This is a genomic window from Pseudomonas sp. GW-45, assembly GCF_056896675.1.
In genome coordinates this window covers 1,687,760-1,711,322 of the sequence record NZ_CM167674.1, presented here as the reverse complement: position 1 = coordinate 1,711,322, position 23,563 = coordinate 1,687,760, and the positions used below count along the sequence as shown (strand labels likewise).

General features: G+C 55.4%; 20 protein-coding genes and 1 riboswitch. Of the genes, 11 read left to right on the top strand and 9 right to left on the bottom strand.

The features are described 5' to 3' along the window. The first annotated feature begins 129 nt into the window (after positions 1–129). The 3 genes from AC1XYH_RS07740 to AC1XYH_RS07730 all read left to right on the top strand — a co-directional run bounded on the left by AC1XYH_RS07740 (position 130) and on the right by AC1XYH_RS07730 (position 3,601). Positions 130–1,500 carry a UDP-glucose dehydrogenase family protein gene (locus tag AC1XYH_RS07740; RefSeq protein WP_483326034.1) on the top strand — a complete coding sequence of 457 codons (1,371 nt, stop codon included), beginning with the start codon at positions 130–132 and terminating at the stop codon, positions 1,498–1,500. Positions 1,501–1,571: 71 nt separating this feature from the next. After that, complete coding sequence (gene gorA, locus AC1XYH_RS07735; RefSeq protein ID WP_483326033.1) at positions 1,572–2,936, top strand: glutathione-disulfide reductase; 1,365 nt, start codon at positions 1,572–1,574, stop codon at positions 2,934–2,936. 26 nt (positions 2,937–2,962) lie between these two features. Next, complete coding sequence (locus tag AC1XYH_RS07730; protein ID WP_483326032.1) at positions 2,963–3,601, top strand: trimeric intracellular cation channel family protein; 639 nt, start codon at positions 2,963–2,965, stop codon at positions 3,599–3,601. Here the strand turns inward: AC1XYH_RS07730 and AC1XYH_RS07725 are convergent. Next, positions 3,595–4,074, bottom strand: coding sequence for a copper chaperone PCu(A)C (locus AC1XYH_RS07725; RefSeq protein WP_483326031.1), 480 nt, complete (start codon positions 4,072–4,074; stop codon positions 3,595–3,597). The genes AC1XYH_RS07730 and AC1XYH_RS07725 overlap by 7 nt on opposite strands. Positions 4,075–4,340: 266 nt before the next feature. Here AC1XYH_RS07725 and AC1XYH_RS07720 point away from each other — a divergent pair, with 266 nt between their 5' ends. Further along, positions 4,341–4,640, top strand: a complete 300-nt coding sequence (locus AC1XYH_RS07720) for a PilZ domain-containing protein (protein WP_483326030.1) — start codon at positions 4,341–4,343, stop codon at positions 4,638–4,640. Positions 4,641–4,715: 75 nt separating this feature from the next. Here AC1XYH_RS07720 and AC1XYH_RS07715 read toward each other — a convergent pair whose 3' ends face one another. The 4 genes from AC1XYH_RS07715 to AC1XYH_RS07700 all read right to left on the bottom strand — a co-directional run bounded on the left by AC1XYH_RS07715 (position 4,716) and on the right by AC1XYH_RS07700 (position 9,782). Further along, positions 4,716–5,837, bottom strand: a complete 1,122-nt coding sequence (locus tag AC1XYH_RS07715) for a DUF1513 domain-containing protein (RefSeq protein ID WP_483326029.1) — start codon at positions 5,835–5,837, stop codon at positions 4,716–4,718. Between the two features lie 4 nt (positions 5,838–5,841). Continuing rightward, entirely contained in the window at positions 5,842–6,867 is a 1,026-nt protein-coding gene (locus tag AC1XYH_RS07710) for an imelysin family protein (protein WP_483326028.1), read from the bottom strand. Between the two features lie 13 nt (positions 6,868–6,880). Continuing rightward, positions 6,881–8,296 carry a di-heme oxidoreductase family protein gene (locus AC1XYH_RS07705; RefSeq protein WP_483326027.1) on the bottom strand — a complete coding sequence of 472 codons (1,416 nt, stop codon included), beginning with the start codon at positions 8,294–8,296 and terminating at the stop codon, positions 6,881–6,883. Between the two features lie 118 nt (positions 8,297–8,414). Then, positions 8,415–9,782 (bottom strand): imelysin family protein, encoded by a 1,368-nt coding sequence (locus AC1XYH_RS07700; protein ID WP_483326026.1) that lies wholly within the window; start codon positions 9,780–9,782, stop codon positions 8,415–8,417. Between the two features lie 180 nt (positions 9,783–9,962). Here AC1XYH_RS07700 and AC1XYH_RS07695 point away from each other — a divergent pair, with 180 nt between their 5' ends. Then, positions 9,963–10,178 carry a dodecin gene (locus AC1XYH_RS07695; RefSeq protein WP_483326025.1) on the top strand — a complete coding sequence of 72 codons (216 nt, stop codon included), beginning with the start codon at positions 9,963–9,965 and terminating at the stop codon, positions 10,176–10,178. Between the two features lie 17 nt (positions 10,179–10,195). On the opposite strand, the gene AC1XYH_RS07690 is transcribed toward AC1XYH_RS07695, so the two are convergent. After that, complete coding sequence (locus AC1XYH_RS07690) at positions 10,196–10,681, bottom strand: 6,7-dimethyl-8-ribityllumazine synthase (protein ID WP_483326024.1); 486 nt, start codon at positions 10,679–10,681, stop codon at positions 10,196–10,198. An 82-nt stretch (positions 10,682–10,763) separates the two neighbouring features. Then, positions 10,764–10,918: riboswitch (FMN riboswitch) on the bottom strand. A 119-nt stretch (positions 10,919–11,037) separates the two neighbouring features. On the opposite strand from AC1XYH_RS07690, the gene AC1XYH_RS07685 reads away from it, so the two are divergent. The 3 genes from AC1XYH_RS07685 (at position 11,038) to AC1XYH_RS07675 (ending at position 14,260) form a co-directional block, all read left to right on the top strand. Further along, positions 11,038–11,484: a hypothetical protein gene (locus tag AC1XYH_RS07685; RefSeq protein ID WP_483326023.1), complete on the top strand. Its 447-nt coding sequence runs from the start codon at positions 11,038–11,040 to the stop codon at positions 11,482–11,484. Positions 11,485–11,711: 227 nt separating this feature from the next. Continuing rightward, complete coding sequence (locus tag AC1XYH_RS07680) at positions 11,712–12,911, top strand: alpha/beta hydrolase (protein ID WP_483326022.1); 1,200 nt, start codon at positions 11,712–11,714, stop codon at positions 12,909–12,911. Positions 12,912–13,033: 122 nt separating this feature from the next. Beyond that, on the top strand, positions 13,034–14,260 hold the full coding sequence (locus AC1XYH_RS07675) for an MFS transporter (RefSeq protein WP_483326021.1): 1,227 nt from the start codon (positions 13,034–13,036) through the stop codon (positions 14,258–14,260). Positions 14,261–14,282: 22 nt separating this feature from the next. Here AC1XYH_RS07675 and AC1XYH_RS07670 read toward each other — a convergent pair whose 3' ends face one another. Continuing rightward, positions 14,283–15,785, bottom strand: coding sequence for a flavin-containing monooxygenase (locus AC1XYH_RS07670; protein WP_483326020.1), 1,503 nt, complete (start codon positions 15,783–15,785; stop codon positions 14,283–14,285). Positions 15,786–15,945: 160 nt separating this feature from the next. Next, positions 15,946–17,334, bottom strand: a complete 1,389-nt coding sequence (locus AC1XYH_RS07665; RefSeq protein ID WP_483326019.1) for a sodium:solute symporter family transporter — start codon at positions 17,332–17,334, stop codon at positions 15,946–15,948. A gap of 296 nt (positions 17,335–17,630) precedes the next feature. On the opposite strand from AC1XYH_RS07665, the gene AC1XYH_RS07660 reads away from it, so the two are divergent. From AC1XYH_RS07660 to AC1XYH_RS07650, 3 genes are read left to right on the top strand one after another with little or no spacing between them, the layout of a single operon-like run. Then, positions 17,631–18,500, top strand: a complete 870-nt coding sequence (locus tag AC1XYH_RS07660) for a D-hexose-6-phosphate mutarotase (protein ID WP_483326018.1) — start codon at positions 17,631–17,633, stop codon at positions 18,498–18,500. Positions 18,501–18,556: 56 nt separating this feature from the next. Next, complete coding sequence (locus tag AC1XYH_RS07655) at positions 18,557–20,923, top strand: ammonia-forming cytochrome c nitrite reductase subunit c552 (RefSeq protein WP_483326017.1); 2,367 nt, start codon at positions 18,557–18,559, stop codon at positions 20,921–20,923. A gap of 5 nt (positions 20,924–20,928) precedes the next feature. After that, the gene (locus AC1XYH_RS07650) at positions 20,929–21,417 is read left to right on the top strand and encodes a GNAT family N-acetyltransferase (protein ID WP_483326016.1); all 489 of its coding nucleotides are present in this window, start codon (positions 20,929–20,931) and stop codon (positions 21,415–21,417) included. A 98-nt stretch (positions 21,418–21,515) separates the two neighbouring features. Here the strand turns inward: AC1XYH_RS07650 and AC1XYH_RS07645 are convergent, their stop codons facing one another. Continuing rightward, positions 21,516–23,543, bottom strand: a complete 2,028-nt coding sequence (locus tag AC1XYH_RS07645) for a hypothetical protein (protein ID WP_483326015.1) — start codon at positions 23,541–23,543, stop codon at positions 21,516–21,518. Positions 23,544–23,563 lie beyond the last annotated feature (20 nt).

The window sequence follows — 23,563 nt, the reverse complement described above, 5'->3', positions numbered from 1 at the left end:
TACCTAACACCACATTAAATGCAAGTCATTCGCATTTAATGTGGTGTTCATAAAGCTTTCATCTCTCGGTCATCCCTAAGTCATGCGTGACTGGCGCAATCGAATGTGTTCATTAAAGGAGAGCACATCATGCAGATATGCGTCATTGGCTGTGGCTACGTGGGGTTGGTAACGGCGGTCTGTTTTGCTGAGATGGGTAACCGGGTCACTTGTGTAGACAATAGCGTAGAGCGCATAACGCTGTTGCAGCAAGGTCGATCACCCATATTCGAACCCGGCATTGAAGCACTGCTGAGAAACAATATTGCCGGACAACGTCTTGGTTTCAGCAACCAACTGGATACTGCCTTGCACGACGCGGACGTGGTCTTTATTGCCGTCGGCACGCCGTCTGCCGAGGATGGTTCGGCAGACGTCTCGCAAATCCTTGCAGTGGCCAATCAACTGGCTCAGCAACTAGCCCAACCCAGCATAGTGGTGTGCAAATCCACCGCCCCGGTTGGCACTGCCTGCCGAGTTCAGGACATCCTTGATCAGCACTGTGTACAGCACAAACTGCATTGGCGGCATCGGGTGGTAAGTAACCCGGAGTTTCTCAAGGAAGGGGACGCATTAAATGACTTTATGCGCCCCGATCGGATTATTATCGGCACCGAAGACGATCGAGCTCAACGCGTGATGCATCAGCTCTACGAGCCTTTTGTGCGTAATCACGACCGCATTATTGTCATGTCACGCCGCTCGGCAGAGATGACCAAGTACGCCGCCAATGCGTTTCTTGCGACCAAGATCTCCTTCATAAACGAGATGGCTGCTTTCTGCGACGAGTTTGCCGTTGACATAGAGCAAGTGCGCAAGGGTATAGGTGCGGATCAGCGCATCGGCCACCACTTCATTTACGCCGGCTGCGGTTATGGCGGCTCTTGCTTTCCCAAGGATATTCGCGCGATTTTGCACATGGCCGCCAGCCAAGCTGCCCGCATGCCAATACTTGAGGCAGTTGAAGCGCGCAACCAGCTGCAGAAAAATTGGCCACTACGTAGCCTTCAAAACCAGCTTGGCCCCAATTTAAGCGGCCAGAGCATCGCCATTTGGGGGCTGTCATTCAAGCCGGGCACCGACGATGTGCGTGATGCGCCCAGCCGGGTACTTATCGAGGCGTTGCTGATCGCGGGCGCACAGATTCGCGCCTTTGATCCAATAGCCGCTGAGAATATCCAGCAGTGCTATCCGCACGCCGTTGCCGAAGGGCAGTTACAACTGTTGAAAGATCCCTATGAGGCATTGCGGCAGACCGATGCGCTGGTCCTGATGACCGAGTGGAAGCAGTTCCGTCAACCCGATTTTGCCCTCATGCGCAGTTTAATGCGTAACCCGTTGCTACTCGATGGTCGTAACCAGTACGAGCCGGCGTTGGTCGAGCGTGAAGGCTTTGTTTATATGGGCGTTGGCCGGCCAACCAGGCAGCCCGTTACGTTGCAGCTGCGCCAGGTAGTTTAAGCGCACTCGGGCTGCCCTTTGACTAGCTTTGCGTTATGCTGGTGCGCCTACTCAAACGCGAAAAGGCCAGTATGTCTGACTACGATTTTGATCTCTTTGTCATAGGCGCAGGTTCAGGTGGCGTGCGCGCCAGCCGAATGGCTGCTGGTTTTGGTGCGCGAGTGGCAGTTGCCGAAGACCGCTACTTGGGTGGCACCTGCGTCAACGTAGGTTGTGTGCCGAAAAAGCTGTTTGCTTACGCAGCGCATTTTGCTGAAGACATCGCCGACGCCGCAGGCTTTGGGTGGGACATAGCAGCACCTGAGTTCACCTGGTCACGTTTATTGGAAAACAAAAACCAGGAAATCACCCGTCTGAACGGCATCTATCATAACTTGCTGACATCCGCTGGCGTCACCCTGATCAACGGCCGTGCGCGACTGCAGGATGCGCATCATGTGGTGGTCGGTGATACCACCTATAGCGCCGAGCGAATTGTAATTGCTACTGGCGGCTGGCCTTTCATTCCTGAGTTTCCCGGTCGTGAGCATGTGATCAGCTCCAACGAGGCGTTCTTCATTGAAGCGCTTCCCAAGCGCACGCTAGTGGTAGGCGGCGGTTATATCGCGATTGAGTTTGCCTGCATTTTCGAAGGCTTAGGTTGCGAGTCTCGGCTGCTATACCGTGGCGATCTATTCTTGCGCGGATTTGATCAAGGCGTACGTGAGCACATGTCGCAAACACTCAGTGCCAAAGGTTTGGAACTGACGTTTAACGCTGATGTTGAGCGCGTCGAGAAGCAGTCCGACGGCAGCTTGCTGGTTACCTTGAACAATGGCGACTGCATCGAAACTGATCTAGTGCTTTATGCAACCGGCCGTCGCCCACATCTGGATGGTCTTGGGCTGGAAAACACCAAGGTCATGCTGGATAAAAAAGGTTTCGTGAAGGTAGACGAACACTATCAAACCACCGAGCCTTCGATTTTTGCTATTGGTGACGTCACTGACACTATGCAGCTTACCCCTGTTGCTCTGGCCGAAGGCATGGCGCTGGCACGCAGGCTGTATAAGCCGGATGAGTACGTACCGGTCGACTACAACGACATCCCCACCGCCGTATTCTGCATTCCCAATATCGCCACTCTGGGTTTAACGGAGGAGGACGCGCGTGCCAAAGGTCATAAGCTGCGCGTTTATGAAAGCCGCTTCCGTGCCATGCGCAACACCTTGGCAGGACGCAGCGAGCAAAGCTTTATGAAGTTGGTGGTTGATAAAGCGGATGACCGTATTCTCGGCATTCATATGATTGGCCCGGAAGCGGGTGAAATCCTTCAGGGGCTGGCAGTAGCCGTAAAAGCTGGCGCGACTAAAGCTGTGTTCGACGCGACCATGGGCATTCACCCCACGGCCGCAGAGGAGTTTGTTACCATGCGCACCCCCACCCGCGAGGATTGATCGCGGCTTGCTAGTTGAGTGTGCAAATGAACTGGTTCTACGCGTTTGATTTGTTCGGCGTCGCTGTATTCGCCATTACCGGCGCGCTGATGGCTGGACGCAAATCAATGGACCTGTTCGGCGTACTGGTGATTGCCATCGTTACCTCTTTGGGCGGTGGCACCCTGCGCGATGTGATTCTGGATCATCACCCTGTTAGCTGGATTGGCAACGACCTCTACATCCTGGTTGCAACGCTCGCGGCTATCGGCACGGTGCTTTGGGTGCGCTTTACCCGGCCGATCAATGAGCGTGGTTTACTGATTGCAGATGCCTTTGGTCTGGCCGTTTTTACTGTGCTGGGTACCCAAGTCGCGCTGGCGCAGCAAGTGCCAGTCAGTGCTGCGGTCATCATGGGGGTAATGACTGGCGTTGCCGGTGGGGTAATGCGCGATATCATCTGTAACGAGATACCGCTGATCTTCCATAAAGAAATTTACGCCACAGCCTGTATTGCTGGGGCGTTAATCTACATTGCGTTGCAACATTTTGCGCTGGGCGAGGGTCTTGCCGCTTTGGTAGCCATGCTGACCGTACTAAGCATTCGCTTGGCCGCCATCCGTTGGCATCTTGAGCTACCGCGTTTTCATTTGCTCGACCGGGAACCGAAAGACCCGGATCAATGATGCGCGTGTGCGTCGCCAGCTGATTTGGGCTCTTCATCGGCTTGAATATTTACCACCACTTCGACGTCACCTGCCTCGGCAAAATGCAGCGTTAGCGGGAAGTGCTCGCCGGCCACCAGCGGCTGCTCCAAGTTGAACAGCATCAGATGATAGCCGCCAGGCTGGAACACTAGGGTTTCGCCTGCGGCAACGGGTAATGTCTGCACCTGCTGCATTTTCATTAAACCATCCTGGTGCAGGTGCTCGTGCATTTCTACTTTGCCGGCAATAGGTGTGTCTGCGCCGAGCAGCTCGTCGTCATGTTTTCCGTGATTAGCAATAGACAGATAAGCAGCCCCGGTTTTTGCTACGGGGGGCAGCGCGCGTGACCAGGGGTGATCGATATGCAGTTCACCCGCATCAAATTCATGGGCAGCCGCCAAGGGCGCCATACAGCAGAAAACCAGCAACGCTAAAACTTTGTTAAATGACATCGGAGATCCTTGTGGTTCAGAGCCAAACAAGCCTAACCTTAACAGGCAACTATCGGTAAAATCGATGGCATCTTGTGTTTTTCAACCGCTGCGAGAAAAGATTCATAAAATGTCGATTGCTATACACATTCAAACTGAAGATGGCTGTTCGCCAGCATGAAATTGAACCACACTCTGAGTGTAGAATTTCAGTCTGGTAGACGAGGAAGACTGCCGTGGTAGACGAACAAAAATCTAAAGAACGCAGACGACTGGAGCGCCATTCAGTGAGCACAAGCCTTGAAGTTTTCGATTTGGACACCGGAGATCATTTGGGTCGTGTGGTAGATTTGCATGCAGAGGGGCTGATGTTGTTGAGCGAGCGTCCTCTGGATCTGTTCCGCTCTTTTGCCCTGCAAGTAAATCTGCCAATGACGCTCAACGGCATGAGTGAGTTTTTGTTCGATGCTGAGAGCCTCTGGAATCGGGCAAGCATCAGTGGACAGCAGTACTGGACCGGTTTGCACTTTACCAACTTGCCAGAAGAGTCGCGCCAATGCATAGAGCGCATGGTCGCCAGTCGCTGAGGCCTGGTCTGGTGTCTAGCGATAAAAAAGGCAGCTGATTAGCTGCCTTTTTTAATGCCTGCTCAAAGCGTTAGTTCAAGCCTGACGTAGCCTACCTGGGGTCAGATGGTTGTCCCAATGTACCGCGTAGCTGCCATGGGGCTGAGGTTGGTCACTCGCAGCGTCCAATAGAAACAAACCGCCCGTTCCCGACGATACCAAAAAGCCGTGCTGCCCAAAGGGCAGGGCGCCAGCCACATCGGGCACTGCTACGCGCTGCACCAATTCGCTTGTGTGGTGATTGATAATAATCGCACGACCACCACGGGGCGCGGTAATAACGGTGAACGGACTGGTTGGGCTTATGGCAATACTGGCTGTGTAGTTCTTCAACCCCATCACTTCTTCAAGCGGCAGCTCAGGTTCACTGAATTGCATGTCCCGCGTATCCAGCTTGGCAATCAACGGCGGCGTATCCCATTCGGGCCCTTCGTACTGATAACCTGCGATAACGATGCCTTCCGGACTGACGTCCAAGTGGCGACAGCTCAGTTGATGATGCGAAGGTTCGAAGCGCTGGGTTATACGGCCGCTTTGCCGATCCATTAATACCAGCGCCGGCTGCATGCTCGCGGTGTTGAGTTTTAAACGGTCGTAATCAGGATGCGTTTCAATACCGCCGAGCGCGACCACCAAGGTCACGCCATCAGGGTGCAGGCGCAGCTCGTGGGGACCAATACCGCCTAGCGGGTAGTCGGTTAAGGCGCGGTAGCCATTCATCGCGTCGTAGACCCGAATCAGCCCCTCGGAAGTGGTGTAGTCATTCATGGTGACATACAGATAGCGCGCATCTGGGCTATAGACACCGTGCCCGTAATAATGAAAACCCTCGCCAGCCTGGATACTGCGCTCCAGCTTGCCGCTGCGGGTATTGATTACGTGCATCTCCCGACCAGGTCGGCGTGCAAAGATCACCACATGATCGCCGTGTGGCTGCGGGCAGCCACCATGGCAACGTTCGCTTACTGGCACCATAAAGGCTTGCTCACCGCTCTGGCTGACGGCGGTGATGTAATGCTGGCCTTGATCATCATCAACAGCACTTAACAGCTGCAGAGGTGCGCTGCTGCTGTTGAGCTGCCGCGCTGAACAGCCGGCAAGCCCTAGCAAGGTGGCACCGGCAAAGCCCGCGCGTAAAACCTGGCGACGACTTAACAACGGATTAGTCCCCATCGCTGGAATTGAAACCGCGCACGACACTCAACGCACCCGATATGGGGCCGGTCAGCAGGGCTTTGGTAGCATTAACGTCGTCTAGCAACGCCTTAAGGCTTTTCTGCCCCTCCTCGGTTTCCATCAAGGGTGCGATGTCCGAGGGCAGTTGATCAAAGTGCGCCAACGTTTTATTCAGCTGCTGACTGAACTGTTCTGCCAAGGCGATTTGATCCGTCTCCGCCAGCAGTAAGTTCAAGCCAGGCACAAAATAATCAGACAAGCCCTTCAGTGACGCATGCAGGGTGTTGAGTGATTGGCCACTGCGCCAGGCATCGGCCACGTAGGGATTGGGCTTGCTGTTGCTGCGCTGACCAATTGGCCCGGCGAGACGCCAATCAGCTATCAACTCAAGAGACTGCATGGCGGATTGCAGCGTACCGCTGTCGTAATCCTCAACACTGAGGTAGCGCTCTTCCAGTGCAGCCCAATCAGCATTCAACGAATCTGCATTAGCATCCAGGTTGCTGCTGATAGCGGTCATTAGCGCGCAACTGCGCTCTGCTGGTAGCGCTTTATCGGTGGCGGTGATGCGCTCGTCGTACAAGAGGTATTCAACCGCGGGGAAACCCTGAAGCGCAACACTGTCTTTGCCAACGGCTTCAGCGGTGATGCTCTTATCGCTATTGAGCCAATAATCGACCTTACTGGCTGTGAGGTTCTTTGGATCTGGCCAAAACTGAAACTTCCACGCGCGGGTATTTTCTTCGATGGGACCGAAGCCCACAAAACGCACAGCCTGCCAGGCGCTGAATGCGGCTAGCCAAGTTTCTTTAAGCTGTTGCAGATTGGCAGGTGAGGGCGCTTCACAATAACTGCCTGCGGTCTTCTCCAGCTCGCTGGTAGCGTCCGCAAGCTGACTGTAACCGTGGCCAATCTGAGCGTGCCACGCGGCACGGGGTGTTTCTGCCTGGGCGGCGCTGGCACACGCGAGGGTCAGTAGTGTGCAACAGCCAATGCGATGCAGGAGTGTCATGGATAGTTCTCGTTCAAAGGGAGTTGAGAAAACGCAGTAACGCTGCACGCTCGATGGCAGGCAACAATCGGTACTGATCAATCGAGGCTTGCGCCTCACCTGCGTGCCACAAAATAGCTTCTTCCAGGGTGCGGGCGCGGCCATCATGCAGGAAGCCAGCTGTTGGGTTCACACCTTGCGCCAAGCCCATACCCCAGAGTGGTGGCGTGCGCCATTCGTTACCATCGGCAAGAAATTCATCGCGGCCGTCCGCCAGGCCAGGGCCCATATCGTGCAGTAACATATCAGTGTAGGGCCAGATAACCTGATCGCTTAGGTCTTCACGCTCAACCTTGGCGGTGGTATAGGTTGGCGTATGGCAACTGGCGCAGTTCAGCTGATTAAACAACTCAGCGCCTTGCATTACTTCAGGGGCATCCATATCACGTCGGGTAGGCACCGCCAGGCTCGCGGAATAAAAAGCGATAAAGTTGGCGATTTTGTCGCTGACTTCCAACTCGCCGCCATTAGGGAAAGTTTCGCATTTCTGTTCAGGCGTGCAGTCAGTTTGTGGGCTCAGCTTAGAGGTGAGCCCCATATCCCCGGCAAACGCACCCATCGCCTGTTGCAGAATATTAGGCTCAGCCGCTTTCCAGCCGAATCGACCCAGTACCGTGGTTTCGCTGGTTTTGTCCCAAACGCGGTTGGCCCGTCCGGAAATACCATCGCTATCTTTATCGTCGGGATCTTCACGACTTTGGATGTCAGTTTCAGCGATAGACTCCAGTAAGCCCAAACCAATCATCGGCGGAGCAACCCGGGGGGATATCAACAGGTTATCTGGTAGCGGGCCGTAGTTTGGCGACTCTATATGGTAAATCGGCTGGCGTAACATCACTACTGTGCCGTCAGCCAGCGTCTGCCCAACCGGCTGCCATTCGACAACCATATTGGCCTCCGGCTGCATGCCTGGGATGGCTGAGGTTTGTAGCTGGCTGCCGTACACCGGCGCCGGAACAAAGCCGTGACGCTTGAGTATTTCAGCATCGCGTTCAGCATCGGCCGGTACCGCCAAACGCAAAAACAGCGAGACTGAGGGCTCATCAATTGACGGAGGTGCGTGACCACGGCCATCTTTGATGTGACAGCCCTGGCAAGAGTTGGTGTTAAACAGCGGCCCAAGGCCATCGCGCGCATCGGTGCTGGACGGTGCCACCACCCAAGGGTTGCGAAAGAAGCTGTTGCCAACGCTGAAATCCAGACGCTTGGTAATCGAGAGATTGCCTTGCGGAAGAGAAAAGGCATTGTGATCGTGCTGCGTCACACTGCCAGCACCACCGGTCATAGGGGTGTCTTGAATAGGGTATTCCGACTGTGCAGCCATGGCAGCGCTGGATAGCAGCAGCAAGGGAGCAAACAGCCCGTTAAAGCGGGTAGTAGGGCGAGGCATAAAACGTATTTACCGTTTATCAGAGGAGTAACTGCGATTGCTGATCATACTCACTCAAAAAAGCCGATGGTAGCGGAAGGTACCGCACCACCGGCTTTTATTGTTACGACAGTTGGCCTTAGAAGTTGTGGCCAGCGTCGTCAGGTTGGAGCGAATCAACCCCTACAATAGCCGCTACTTTTTCGATTGAACCCGTTTGCTCAACCAGTGCTGCGATTGCGTTGTTGATGATCTTGGCGCCTTCGGCATTATCCGGGGCGATCATCATGTCGAACTTAACAGGATTTTCAGAGGCTTCGGCTGTTTTCTTCATTTCGCCCAACGCCGCCATCGTGGAGGCCAGCTCGGAGTTCAGCTTCTTGTCCAGTTCGGCATCGCTTGCAGCGACCAGATCAGACAAGGAAGCACCGTTCATCTCAGTACCATCAGCGCGCTGGTAAGTACCGGTGTAGACATTCTGGATGCCTTGCGCGTTGTAATAATGAGAGTTGTGGGTGTTGTCGCTGAAGCAGTCATGCTCGTCTTCATAGGAGTTGGCTTCTAGTGCCACCTTCATGCGCTCACCAGCCAGCTCGCCCAGTGACAGCGAGCCCATGCCGAAGAGCATTTTCTGGTAAGCAGCTTGAGGCTCAATGGCAACAAACTCAGCTCGATAATTACCTTCGGTGTCCGCCGTCCATTGACCCACCATCCACTCCAGGTCGCTGACCAGCAAATCGGTTACGGCATCCAGGTAGTCAGCACGGCGATCACAATGACCGTTAGTGCAGTCTTCGCCTTTAGCGTAGTCAGTCACAGGTCGCTCGCCGGCGCCTGCTTCAAAGCCATTCATATCCTGGCCCCAGAGCAGGAACTCAACAGCGTGGTAGCCGGTTGCAACGTTGGCTTCGGAGCCGCCCACTTCGTTCAGGCTGGCTAACAGCTCAGGCGTTAACGTGGTGAGGTCCATTGTTTCGCTACCAATGGTCAGCTCGGTGTTGGCAATGATGTTGGCGTTGGCGCCATCGTTGCCCAGCGCATGCTGGTAACCGTCAGTTTTAACGTAGTCGATCAAACCTTCGTCTAGCGGCCAGGCGTTGAGTTGACCTTCCCAGTCATCTACCACGGCGTTACCAAAGCGGAAAACTTCCGATTGCTGATAAGGCACGCGAGCGGCCAGCCAGGCTTGCTTTGCTGCAGCCAGTGTTTCGGCCGTAGGATTTTTGATCAGTTCGTCGGTTGCAGCATCCAGCGCTTTGGCGGTGGTCAGTGCATCTTCGTAGGTGGCGTGGGCCAGATCAGCGTAGTGGCTGACAACCGCTTCGGGTGCTACCGCGTTGTCATTTGATGCCGCAGCGGGTGCGGTTTCAGCGACCTCGGCTGGAGCGGTGGCAGTCGGCTCTGGAGCAGCAGACTGAGCAGCTTTGTCTTCGTCGCCACATGCACTCAGAAGAAAAGCGGTAGAAATTGCCAGCGCAAGCGCCTGCAGAGGAAAACGCGCAGCCATGGAGAACTCCCTGTTTTATTAGTCGCTTTCAATTAATGATAGTGATTTGCATTTCTAATTATAAGGAGCCTATAGCATATTGCAATGCGCCGCTGCTTTGATCCGTAAATGAACCTGAACCCTTGGGCGGCATAGCTGTCTTCCATAATGTGGACACACAACAGACAAATGGAGACCGCAATGTCAAACCATCATGTATACAAGAAAGTTGAAGTGGTAGGTTCATCCAGCAACAGCATAGAAGATGCGATTCAGGTTGCTGTCGCTGAATGCAGCAAGAGTGTTAAACATGTGGAGTGGTTTGAAGTAGTTGAAACCCGCGGCCACGTAAAAGATGGAAAAGTCGCCCACTATCAGGTTGTACTAAAAGTGGGCTTTCGAATTGAAGGTAGCTAGCGCATAAAAGCCAGCCTTCAGCTGGCCTTGGTCGCCAATGTGAGCGCAATCGCGCCATCTGCAGCGGCGGCCAACTCCTCACCTTTCTGAACGAAATGACGACTGTAGTACTGCCGGTGTTCATCATGCTCATGAAAGTTATGGGGCGTGAGTACGGCCGTCAAAACCGGAACTTCGGTTTCCAGTTGCACCTGCATCAAACCTGAAATAACCGCATTGGCAACAAAGTCATGCCGGTAAATTCCGCCATCTACTACCAGTCCACTGCAAACGACCGCAGCGTAGCGGCCCGTTTTTGCCAAAAGCTTGGCCTGCAGGGGGATTTCATAGGCGCCGGGAACCGCGATCACGTCTATATTTTCCGGATCATAGCCGCGTTCTTGCCACTGGCTTTTAAACCCATCCAGACAGCGCAGTACGATCTCTGCGTGCCATGAGGCATGGATAAAAGCAACCCGCTGGTTGCTGCGATCAAAAGTAAAATTCGTCGAGCTCTGATTCATCAGTTACTTCCTGGACAAAGGTGAATCAGGGCGAACGGGCAGGGCAGGGCCTAGCGTTTACACGCGGCGGCACAGGCAACTGACGCGTTCTCTCCTATCCGGACTATGACCGTCGGCTCTGGAGTCACACCAGATCTGCTGACCTCTGACTGAGAAATTCTGTCAGAGCGCTCGCGGGCTGAGGAGCTGACTCCTATCACCGCCGGTGGGGAATTGCACCCCGCCCCGAGAACGAAGCTGTTTGCACAGCGGGCAGCAATATAAGGGTTTCTGGGTAGGCACGTCAAAGCTGGGGGGCGCTATAAAGATAAGATCACTGATGCCGATATAGACCTATAGCCACACGTGAGGTCGGCATGCGCATAGATTCAACTCCTACTCTGGTAACGTCCACATCACCAGCTACGGCGCCTGTCGCCGCGCCTGAGGGACAGCAAGAACAAGCCAAATCGGTGCGCGAGCTGGGGCAGGGGATTAAGGTGACACTATCCGAACAGGCTCAGGCCAGAGCTGCGAGCAGCAACAAGGATCAGGCAGTCGCCGACAGTGATCTTCCCGACACCATCAAAAGTTTGATCGAGCATATCCGCGAACTTAAAGCACAAATTGCAGAAAAGCAGGCAGAACTTGCCGCGCTGCAACGCGCCGCCGCCGACCCGGAGCAGGTCAAGCAGGTGCAGCAACAGTTGAGCAGCCTGACATCCGCGCTAACCACTGCCTATGCAAGCCTGGCTACAGCATTGGATGACGATAGCTTAAGCGATGATCAGAAAATGGCAGCGCTGAATATGAGCATATCTTAAGGTCGGCCTTAGCTGATCTCCTTGCGCATATAAAGGTATAAACTGCCAAGAGATGAGCAGGTAAATGCTGCCTGTATCAAGGATCAACCGACTGCAAGGCGGTTATGCATCTTCAAGGAAAACCACCCTCCCACTGTCCGGTAAACGCTGACTGGCTCAAACGCGCTTGGCTTTGTTGCATGCTGTTACTGATGACCGCATGCGCAGCGCCCCAACCCTTGATGCTCATGCCGGCCCCCGTGCTCTACCGCGACGGCCTCGTCGACCCCTTTGCCCACTTGCTGCCGGCACGCCGCATACCACGCATGTCGATCTTTTACGCAACCAACCGCCAGCCGGAAATAACTGAACAAGGTCTCAGCTACGGCAACGACATCACCCAGCGTCTGCATCTGGGGCAGGCCGTAGTGCAACTCGGTGATGAAAATACCCAGTGGAACGACCTGTACGAAGCGTCAATTACCGACCAGACCGGCTTGTTACTGCCCCTCAAACTACATTCGGTAGCTCAACAAGCGCGTTTCCCAGTTGGCATGGCCACGCCCTCTGCTGCGCTCACAGATGAGGCGCAAACCTATTTCGCCGCAATCAATGCTGAGCTAGCCGAAGCCCAGGATCGCGAAATTCTGATCTATGTACACGGCACTAAAGTGGATTTTCTTAACTCAACCGCACTGACTGCGGAAATAGATCACTTTTCCGGTCGGGATTATGTTGGGCTTGCCTTCGCTTGGCCCTCTCATCAAAATATTTTTCGTTACCTGATCCGCGAAGATGTACATCGCGCCCAAGCATCGAGCGATGCGCTAGCGACCTTGCTGGAGCTACTTGCGGAGCATGCTGACACCCAACGTATCAACGTATTGGCATACAGCGCCGGTGCGCGAGTTACCTCCAAAGCCTTGGATCAATTACGCACCAAGTACTCTGATGAAAGCGCCTATCGGCTAAAAAGCCGTTTGCGCATTGGCACTGTGATCTTTGCTGCTGCTGATGTGGAACTGCAAACCTTTCTTGACCGGCTAGGCAGCATCAGTGATCTCTCCGAACAGGTTGTCATCACCGTCAGCGATGATGACAACGCCTTGATCGCGGCGCGGCACTACATGGGCGGCGGTAGTCGAACCGGGGAAGAGTTAGCAGAAAGTGCGGAGGAATTCTTCATCCACGAACATCAGATCACCAATATTGAGATTATTGATGTTTCTGCGGGTAAGTTGGCTCGGGGCTTTGATATCAGCGGCCATCACTATTGGTATCGCCATCCCTGGATCAGTAGCGATATGGTGTTCTTGCTGCGTACCGGTTTGCGGCCAGACAGGCGCGGGCTGGCTTTCTCAGAACTGGAAGGCATTTGGTATCTGTCGGACGATTACCCGGAGCAGGTCCAGCGAGCGGCTAAAAAAGAGATGCGCGGCAGCTGGTAATTGATGCCGTTGCTCTACAAATGCAACAGTGTTTTGCGACTGCCACAACAGATTATTTCGACTACTCTCGAACAAGTGTGCGTTAATACTCCGCTTCTGCACACCGCCGTTTTGGAGTAAGCATGTCTGCGTCGCCGCATTCCGACCATCACATCTCAGCCCGCATGACCTTTTTTCTGGCGTTATGTTGTGGCCTGATCGTCGCCAACCTGTACTACTCACAACCATTGGCAGGCCCCATCAGCCAAGCGCTGAACATGTCACCGGAGTCAGCCGGCCTGATCGTCACCCTGACTCAGATCGGCTATGTGATTGGCTTGCTGCTGGTAGTCCCTTTGGCCGACCTGGTAGAAAACCGCAAGTTGATTCTGGCCATGCTCGCGCTCTCCATTGTAGCGGTATTGGGCGCTGCGCTGGCCGATAACGCGGTGTTATTCCTGACTGCTTCGCTGCTGATCGGCGTGGGTGCCGTGGCCGTGCAGGTCATAGTCCCGCTGGCGGCGCATTTGGCTAGCGAAGAGCGGCGTGGTCAGGTGGTTGGTAATGTGATGAGCGGCTTAATGTTCGGCATCATGTTGGCGCGTCCGGTATCCAGTTTCATTACCGACCTTTACAACTGGCATGCGGTCTTTGTGTTCTCTGCGGTGGTGATGCTGCTTTTGGGTGTCGCTATCCGTGTTTTACTACCGCCGCGTGTACCACGCGCGACCTTAAGCTATGGCAGTCTGTTGGCATCGATGGGTGGTCTGGCGTTGCACACGCCGATTTTGCAGCGCCGGGCTTTTTATCAGGCAATGATGTTTGGCGCATTCAGTCTGTTCTGGACTACCACACCGCTCCTGTTGGCGGGCCCGGCTTTTAATATGTCGCAATCGGGTATCGCGCTTTTTGCCCTGGCGGGTGTGGCGGGCGCGGTCTCTGCCCCGTTGGCCGGGCGAGTGGCTGACGCTGGCTGGACGCGCTCGGCAACCCTATGCGCCATGCTTCTGGCGATTGGCTCCTTTGCCATTACCTTGCTGCTGCCTTTGGGTTCCACAACATCGCTGATGCTACTGGTGCTGGCCGCGGTACTACTCGATTTTGGCGTTTCCGCCAACGTCGTGCTGGGGCAGCGCGCGATCTATGGCCTGAGCGCTGATTTGCGTAGCCGTTTGAATGGGCTATATATGGCTACTTTCTTCGTTGGTGGTGCGATAGGCAGCGCTGTGGGCGTGTGGGGCTACGCGCACGGCGGCTGGCTGACGGCCGCATTGCTAGGCGGCAGCATGCCAGCATTAGCTTTGTTCGTACTCTGGTTGGTGGAACCAAAAACCGAAGCAACAGCGACGCTATCGACTTCGGTTGATTGAGCTATCTAATGAGGTCAGGTAATCAAGCCACCGCTTTGGATGAGCCGTGCGAAGGCGTTGGATTACCGCGTTGATGCGGTTCAAGTTCTAGGATTTCATCTTCGATGGGCTCCTCTAGCAGCATGGCTGAGTCCACTTCATAGGCGTTAAGTACTTGCCAAGGCAGCTCGGCTCCTTGGCGGGGCAGGACCGCATTCGCGCGCTGAATGTAGCCCGACTCCAATGCGCCCATCATTGAGTGAGACTGCCGATTAGCGCCACGATCGTTTGCCTGTGCGACCGCCAGGCCTGTTGCTTGCAGGTGGTTCAGTAAGCGGCACACATAGCGCGCAGCGATATCTGCCTTTAACGTCCAGGGTGCATTGGTATAACCAAAAATCCACGCCATGTTAGGTACGCCTTCGAGCAGCACGCCTTTGTAAGTCATTCGCTCGTTAATGTTGCAGGGCGCGCCATCCAGCGTCAGCTTGGTGCCACCGAGCACCTGCAACTGCAGGCCTGTAGCGGTAATGACGATATCAGCCTCCAGCTCTTGCCCAGACGCTAAGCGAATACCGTTTTCGGTAAATGCGGCGATCTGGTCGGTCACCACCGAAGCCTTGCCGCTGTTGATGGCGGTAAACAAATCTCCATTGGGTACCGCGCAGAGACGCTGATCCCAGGGCATATAACGTGGCGTAAAGTGGGGCATCAGGCTCTGGTCATTCAGCTTATTGCTAACGCCCTTGAGTAGGAAGCGTCGGGTCTTCTCCGGCCAACGCTTGGCGGCTTTATAAATCCAGCGTTGAATGGCGATGTTGCGTCGCCGCGCCAGTCGATAGGCCCAGCTTTTGGGCATCAAATGGCTCAGCACTGAGGTCAGCGTGTCATGCGCAGGCACCGACATAATATAAGAGGGAGAGCGTTGTAACATGGTGATATGCGCAGCGTCCTCAGCCATGGCTGGCACCAGGGTAACGGCCGTAGCACCGCTGCCGATCACCACCACGCGCTTACCGCGATAGTCGAGATCCTCTGGCCACTGTTGCGGATGAATGCAACGCCCTTTGAAAGAATCAACGCCGGGGAAGTTTGGCAGATGGCCCTGTTTGTGATCGTAGTAACCCGTGCAGCTAATCAGAAAGCGGCAGCTGAACTTCTGTTCCTCACCCTGGTTGTCGCGAGTAGTGACGGTCCAGCGCTGCGTAGCGGAATCCCAATCGGCGTCCTGGGTCTCTTGGCCAAAGCGGATATGCGGGCTAACGCCGTGCTCTTTGGCTGTATCGGAAATGTACTGACGAATCGCGGGGCCGTCAGCCAGTGTCTGCAGGGCATTCCAGGGACGGAAAGCGTAGCCGAAGCTGAACATATCAGAATCAGAGCGAATCCCGGGGTAACGGAAGAGATCCCAAGTGCCGCCCACGGCCTGCCTGCGTTCAAGTATCAAATAGCTCTGGCCTGGGCACTCGCGGGCGAGATGGCAAGCAGTACCGATGCCGGACAAACCGGCACCAATGATGATCACATCATGGTGTTCCATAGTCATCGCAGCCTTCTATTTTTGTTTTGGCTTGGGTGACTATAGATCGCTTGCGCGTACTTTGCCGTGATTGTCACAACACAACATCAAAGGGCTGAAGATATAAATCAATCTATGGCCAAGGCCGCTACGCAGAATCGCAGCGGCCTTGGCTGCTTAGCAGTGCTCAGGCCTGGGTTTGCAACGGCTGGCTGCGCGGCGCAAGAAGAGCAACCAGCGCGCTGACCAACGCAGAAGCCAACAAGGCACCTGCAAATGGTCCTAGACTTGGCACACCGCCAGGAAAGCTAGCGATTAACAAGCCCTGAACCAGACTGCCGCTCACAATCCAGCCCGGTAACACTGCGCCAAGTAAACCGGCTAACGCCCCAGCAATCGCCGCTGCGGGGGTCATTCGCGACCACAGCCCCAACAGCACTGGCACCACTGCGGTAGCGCACAGCAAATCCGCAATCAGGAACAGCCGCAGCACAGAGATCCCCTGCAGCGCAATCAGCACCACCGGCAGCATCAGTAGTACGGTGAACCAGCGAGCGGCGCTAAGCGAAAGGCCTTTTTTCTCGGTCACGGCCAGAGACGCTATGGCGTTTTGCAGAGTATCGACAGACGAGGCAACCAGTGTCATGGCCAACAGCAGAGCGAGCAAGCTGAGCCAAGCGGGCGCATCACTGAGCACGGCGAAGAACGGAATCGGCGGAGAGCCAATATCCGCACCGCTCATTACCGTGAGAATGGCCATGCCGCCCACGACAGCGACTACCAATATCGTGGTCAAACCACCAAGCAATGCACCTTTGCCGAGTGCGGTGGAGTCCTCTGCCGCCCACACGCGCTGCCAGTAACCTTGATGAAACAGGTTAGCCGCAGTGACCGCGATCACCAGCGTCAGTGCGACGCTCAGCGCCGCGCCTGTGGGTATGCCGGGCAGTGGAGTGCTGGTGTCTATGTGCGGCAAACGTTGCAGCGCAACATAACCGACCACTAACAACAGACCCAGCAGCATCCAGGCCTGCCAGCGGTCTGTCACCAGGCTGGCGCGCAGCCCGCCCCATACGGTGTAAACCAAGGTTGCCATGGCAACGCCCACAATCACCAGAGCGGGGTTAACGTCAGAAAGCATGCCGGTAATGGCACCGATGGCGGTCAGCTCGGCAATCAGAAAGCAGCTCATGTACAGCAATGAGATCAGCGCTACCCAGCGGCGTACGCCGCCGCCAAAGCAGGCTTGGGCGAACTCGCCAATGCTACGACCCTCAGGCAGCGCGCGGCGGATCGCCGGACCACAAAAGGCAAATACAATGAAGGGCAGGGCAGCACCCACGGCGTAACCCGCAAGCGCGATAGGGCCGACCAAAGCGCCGACTTCTGGCGGTGCAAAGAGGATCCAGCCACCCATACCCGAAGCCAAAAAAGATAGCCCCAGCGCCTGCGCGCCCTGGCTGTTGCGCGCGGTTATGTAATCATCCAGTCCGGCATCGGGTTGACGGGCCGTAAGGCCGACCCACACAAACAACAATAGAGCCGCTACTACAGCAGCCATACTCAAATACAGCATGTCGCGCTTCCTCCGCCGGTATTATCCGGATCAGGTTCCAGGGTTTGACCGCGATAGCGGTATGTTCTCAGCGCGGCACACGAGTACTGGTTGAAATAAAAGGATCATGTACAACAGGCTAGATTCCTGCTTACTTTCAACCGGCACTATTGATACCCGAGCTCCCCTGGCGACGTTAATGGGATTGTTATTAAAACAGCGGCGCTATCATCGCACAGAAGCTCGCATTGCCGCGCGGGCGTGCTACCTTGTAGGCTTCGCCTTTTCCACCACACATGCTCTGGAATGGACACCGCATGACATTTGACCCAAGCCGTTTGGCCGCCTGTTTCGCCTTAACCAGCAATGCCCAGGGCAAGCGTTTTCTTGACGTTTCCCACCCCATTGTTAGCGCCCGAATTGCCTTTGAAGGCGCCCACCTGCTGCAATGCATACCTACCGGTCAAGCGCCGTTATTGTGGGTCAGCCCTGATGACCCACAGCTGCCGGGTAAGTCTCTGCGCGGAGGCATTCCGCTGTGCTGGCCTTGGTTTGGCGGTGACCGCTCAACTTCAGCGCATGGCATAGCGCGACGCGCCCCTTGGCAGCTTAGCGCGGCAGAGGAAAGCGAACAGGGTGTGTATCTACGTTTTGATCTGCCCGCCAAATACATTAGCGAGCAACTACCGGGCGAGCCTTGGCAGGTATACGTCGAGTTTCGTTTGGGTGTGACGATTGATGTGCAGCTGACCACCACCAACCTGGGTCAACAGCCAATGAAACTGAGCCAGGCATTGCATACCTATCTGCCTGTCAGGGATATTCATCAAGCACGTATCGGCGGATTGGCGAACGCCGCGTATATCGACGCGCTAGATGATTGGACGCACAAAACCCAAACCGGCGATGTGCAGTTTGCTGCGGAGCTTGATCGCATTTATTACGGACACGCAGGCGACTTGCAATTGCACGATGCGGTTTGCCCCGTGGTGGTTGAGCGTCAAGGTAGTGAGTCTGTGGTGGTCTGGAATCCTTGGCAGGCAAAGAGTTTGCGTTTGACTGAGTTTCCGGCTGATGGCTACCTGAGTATGCTGTGCATCGAGGCGGCCAATGCAGGGCCCGATACACGCGTGCTGGAGCCTGGCCAGAGCCATACTTTGGGAACCCGTATCCGGCGCGCAGGCTAGCTGCACGTCAGCAGTGTGATTTAGGATTTAGCCCAAATAGAACAAGGCCGTTATCGATGAGCAGTCAGCACAACAACAACAAATCCCAGCAGCAGAAATCCGGCATCACGCAGAACGCCGAAGGCACCAAAAGCAACCGAAAAAATGCTGTTTACCTACTGGCTGCCATCTGTGTACTGCTGCTAGCCGTGACAGGTTGGTGGTGGACTCAGCACGCTGCGAAAGCGGTAACACCCGCTCTCGGCGTCGCGGCTCCAGCCTCCCCAGTCGCTGCGCCCGCTGCGGCCAAACCGGTTACCAAGCCGCAACCCACAGCCGATTTTGTCGGCATGGAAAACTGCGTGGGCTGTCACGCCGAGCAGGCTGAGCGTTTTACTGGTTCGCACCATGATCTGGCCATGCAGGAAAGCACCGAAAGCAGCGTATTGGGCGACTTCAACGACGTGAAGTTCGAGTTTGGTGGTGTAACTACGCGCTTTTTCCGTCGCGGCGCTGATTTCATGGTCAATACTGCTGACGATCAAGGCCTGTATCAAGACTACGTCGCGCGCTATACCTTTGGGGTTTATCCGTTGCAGCAGTACCTGCTGGCATTGCCCGGCGGGCGTTATCAAGCGTTCAGTGTGGCCTGGGATGCACGGCCAAAGGAGGAGGGTGGTGAGCGCTGGTTTCAGCTCAACCCCGAGTTCAATGGCGATGAGCCGGATAAAGCCTTTCACTGGACCGGCCGCAACTTCAACTGGAACCTGACCTGCGCGGAGTGTCACTCCACCAACCTGCAGCGCAACTATGACCCGGTCAGCAATAGCTACGACACCCAATGGGACGATATCGACGTGGCTTGTGAGTCCTGCCACGGACCCGGTTCGCTGCATCTGAAGTGGACGGCTGACCCAGAACAACTCAGTCCAGAGCAACTATCCCGCAAAGGTTTGACCCTGAACTTTGACGAGCGCCGCAAAGCTATCTGGCAACACAACCCGCAAAGCGGTCAGCCCGAGCGTAGTGTAGCGAAAACCACAGAAACCGAGATCCAAGCCTGCGCAGCCTGCCATTCCCGCCGCGCCCAGCTGTTTGATGACAACACCCCCGCGCAACAGTTGGTAGAGAGCTTTTTGCTGGCAAACCTGGATCAAGGCCTGTATCACGCCGACGGCCAAATTCAGGATGAGGTGTTTGTGCACGGCTCCTTTGTGCAAAGCAAAATGTATGACGCCGGCGTCACCTGCAGCGATTGCCACGACCCGCATAGCCTGGAGCTACGCGCGCCCGGTAATGGTGTTTGTCTGCAATGCCACGTAGCCGACGAATATCAGACCCCCAAGCACCACTTCCATGAAACGGACGTTGGCTCGCAGTGTGTGGATTGCCACATGCCCGCCACCACCTACATGGGCGTTGACCCTCGGCGCGATCACAGCCTGCGCATTCCTCGGCCAGATCAGACCCTAAGTATGGGCGTTCCCAATGCCTGCAACAGCTGCCACGAAGACCAGAGTCCGCAGTGGGCCGCGGATAAGGTTGAGCAGTGGTACGGTCATGTACCTCAGGGCCATCAGGACTTCGCGCAAACCCTGCATGACGCCCGCAATGGAGTCCAGCAATCACCTGATGCGCTGCTGACACTGCTGAGTAACGAAACCCAGCCCGTCATCGCCCGCGCAACAGCCGCCAGCCTGCTGCAAAACTGGCCACAGCCTGAAGTGCTGGGGGATCTGGTGCTCGCGTTGCGCGACCCCGATCCCCGGATGCGCCTTGGCGCGCTAGAGGGATTGGGCCAGTTGGCACCCGTAACCCGCTGGCAAATGGTTGCGCCGCTCTTGACCGATCCAGTTCGTACCGTACGTATGCAAGCGGCGGCACAACTGTTAGATATTCCACCGGACCAGGCACCCGCAGACAAGCGCGCAGACTTTCAGAAAGCACTGGACGAGTACGTGGAAAATCAGCACAGCAATGCAGACAACCCGTCAGCACAGCTCAACCTTGCGGTTTATTATCAAAGCCGCGGCCAGTTAGCACTGGCTGAAGAGGCTTATCAACGCGCCTTGCTGCTCGATCCTTACTTCGAACCTGCCTACGTTAACCTCGCCGATCTATACCGCTCCTCCTTGCGCGACCCGGATGGCGAGCGGCTGCTGAGTGAAGCGTTAGAGCGAGTCCCACAAGCAGCTTCTCTGCATTTCAGCCTGGGACTGTTGCAGGTGCGTCAAAAGCAGGTGAGTCAGGCGCTTTTGCCGCTTGGCCGAGCGGTAGATTTGCAGCCGGATAATCAGCGCTACCGTTATGTGTATGCAGTGGCTCTTAATTCAGTCGGCCAGCGTGAGAAGGCCTTGGCTGTAATAGAGGCTGGCTTGGCGTTAACGCCCGGCAATCAACAGCTGAGCACACTGAAAGCACAACTACAGGCCAGCCCGGAGTAAGTTATATGAATGAAAACATACTAATAGTGGCGGTTGATTTAAGCCTTTCTGATCATCGCGATGCGCTGGTCACGCTGCTTAACAGCTACGCGCTGGACCCGATGGGCGGTGGCGAGGCACTCACTGAACAAGTACGTGCAGCCTTGCCGGGTGCGCTCGAAAAGCGTTTAGATTATGTCGGAGTCATGGCGGCTAAAGATAACAAATACATTGGCTTGGTTAATTGTTTTGAAGGGTTTTCTACTTTTGATTGTCGGCCACTTTTGAACATTCACGACGTGATAGTCGCCAGCGAATCGCGCGGGCAGGGCGTTAGTCGTCTGATGCTGGAAGCGGTCGCAGATATCGCCCGTCAGCGCGGCTGCGGCAAACTGACATTGGAGGTACTGGAGGGCAACAAGCTGGCCCAATCCGCCTACCGCGCACTGGGGTTTGCGCCTTACGGACTGGACCCCAAGATGGGTAACGCGATGTTCTGGGACAAATCCCTCTGAGATGCTGTGGGTTGCTCTGAGCCTCCCATCGAGCTAGTGCTCGACGGGTGACAGGTAGCCGCCCTTTGGGTTGAGCACCTTGAAACCACAACGGCTGATCAGTCTGGTTGGCCGCTAGCGCCTTGTAAGCCACCTGCGGGCAGGCGATCAGCGCCCCAGCTGCGATGGATATAGCCAATGATTTCATCCAGTTCGCCGCGTGTCACGGTGGCCATTTCGCCATGTTCCAACGGATCGTAATGGAATATATACAAGCGCGAGAGAAACTGCTCAAAGGGCAATGAGGCTTCCCCGAAACGCTCGCCATTACCTGCTGTGCTGACGGTTACACCATCGCCCCAATTCTGGCCGCTATCGTTATTCGGGTTGAAGAAATAGACCCGCATCACGTCCTTTGGGTCGAGAGTGACGCGCAAGATGGTGATGGCATGCCAACCGATAAAACGGGCGGCGCTATCGGTTACCGCAATGCCGGCAGGTTGAGGATGAATCAACGGCTGATTGCCGTTGTGATACGGATGATAAGCAGCGTAGAAATGCCGCAGGAAGTCATCCAGATCTACCAGTTTACCGGTCGGCACATCGACACTGAGCCGAAAACCACGACCCGCCCACCAACCATGAAACTCAGGGTTGACCCAACGGTGAGGATCGCCCTCCCGACCGATACAGCGTCTACCCATCTCCGCATAAATACGGTCAAGGTGCGGCACTACAATCAGTGATACCGGGTCCAGGTCAATGGGTATGCTGGTGGCGACGCCCGACAGACTTTCCTGTGAAGAAATAGCCTGACCTTCAAAGTGCATGATAATTTCGTCATCGCGGGCGGCCCACGTCACCATCTGCAGCAGGTAGTCGGGGTCATTGTAGGCCCATATGGACAAAGCACGCGCCGATTGGCAAGTCGGGTTATTACCCTGACCCACGCCTAATGGCAGGCCCAACATACAGAGCACACCTTCGAGCAGAAATGCTTCGGGGCTGGCTTGGTTGCCGAAAGCCATCGCCAACTTCTCCCGTGAGTAGTTACTCAGCGGTAAGCCCAATTGCCGCCACATCGCCGGCGCGACGGGCGGTTGGTAAAGAATGCCACGCTCGAGCATCAACGACAGACCGTATATAGCCTGTGGTGTCGCCGGAAATACGCAGATATCTATCAGGTTTAGCGCAAGCTCGCGGTAACACATCAGGCAGTCGCGACCCGTCGAGGACAACCCTAGTGCTTCAGACAGCAGGTGCTCACCTTCGTTGAGCAGATACCGCACCAGTACCGTGTGATAGGCGGAAACCAAGCCAGTGTCGTGCATCGCACGCGCAAAACCAGTGGCCTCGCTTTGCAATGCTGTGTTGTCCATGTACTCAAGGCGCTGCTGATAAACCTCGATACCGGGATCTTCACGACACGCATGCGTGGGGCCAAATAGGCTGCTGACCAATCTATCGGCGCCCTGACCGCTGTTGCCAAGATCGATCTCAGGATTAGCCTGGCAAATGGATATCTGGGTAATCATGCGGCGCACCGAGCTGACCTGAATCGGCCTTTGCTGCTGAATTCGCCAAATCTCATCAATCAATTGATCGATGATGTACTCATAGCCAATACAATTGGCCAAATGATTAAGTAGATTGCGGGGCAGGGCTACCAACTTACCCTGATTTTCCCGTTCAGCTTCGTTGGGCGGGCTGAACAGTAAAACTAAATTATTGGCTAACACTTGAGTCAAAAAATGATGCGCCTGCTCGGCGCTCATCAATGGGTGCACGTAATCTTGCCGGGACACCGCCAATAGTCGCAGTTGGCTTAGTGCCTCAATAACCAGCGTATTAGCATCCGGGCTGCGCAGGGTGTTACCGGTCAGCGCAGGAATTAGCGTTTGCGGGCTATCCCAGTCCGAGCCCATAAACACACCGGCACTCTCCGTAGCCTGTGCACGAGCGGCCAAACCAACACAGCCGCCATCGTGCATCAAGACACGGCGAGCCGTATCGAATACCCGATCGAGCTTGCCGATTTTGGCAAACTCGGGCGCATTATCCAGCGCCTGAACGGCGTCATCAAACCGGGACAGCAACAGGGCGAGCTTGCTGTCATCAGCCTGATTCACGGTATCGCTGTTTGTCACACACTTCCCCTTGCCCAAAC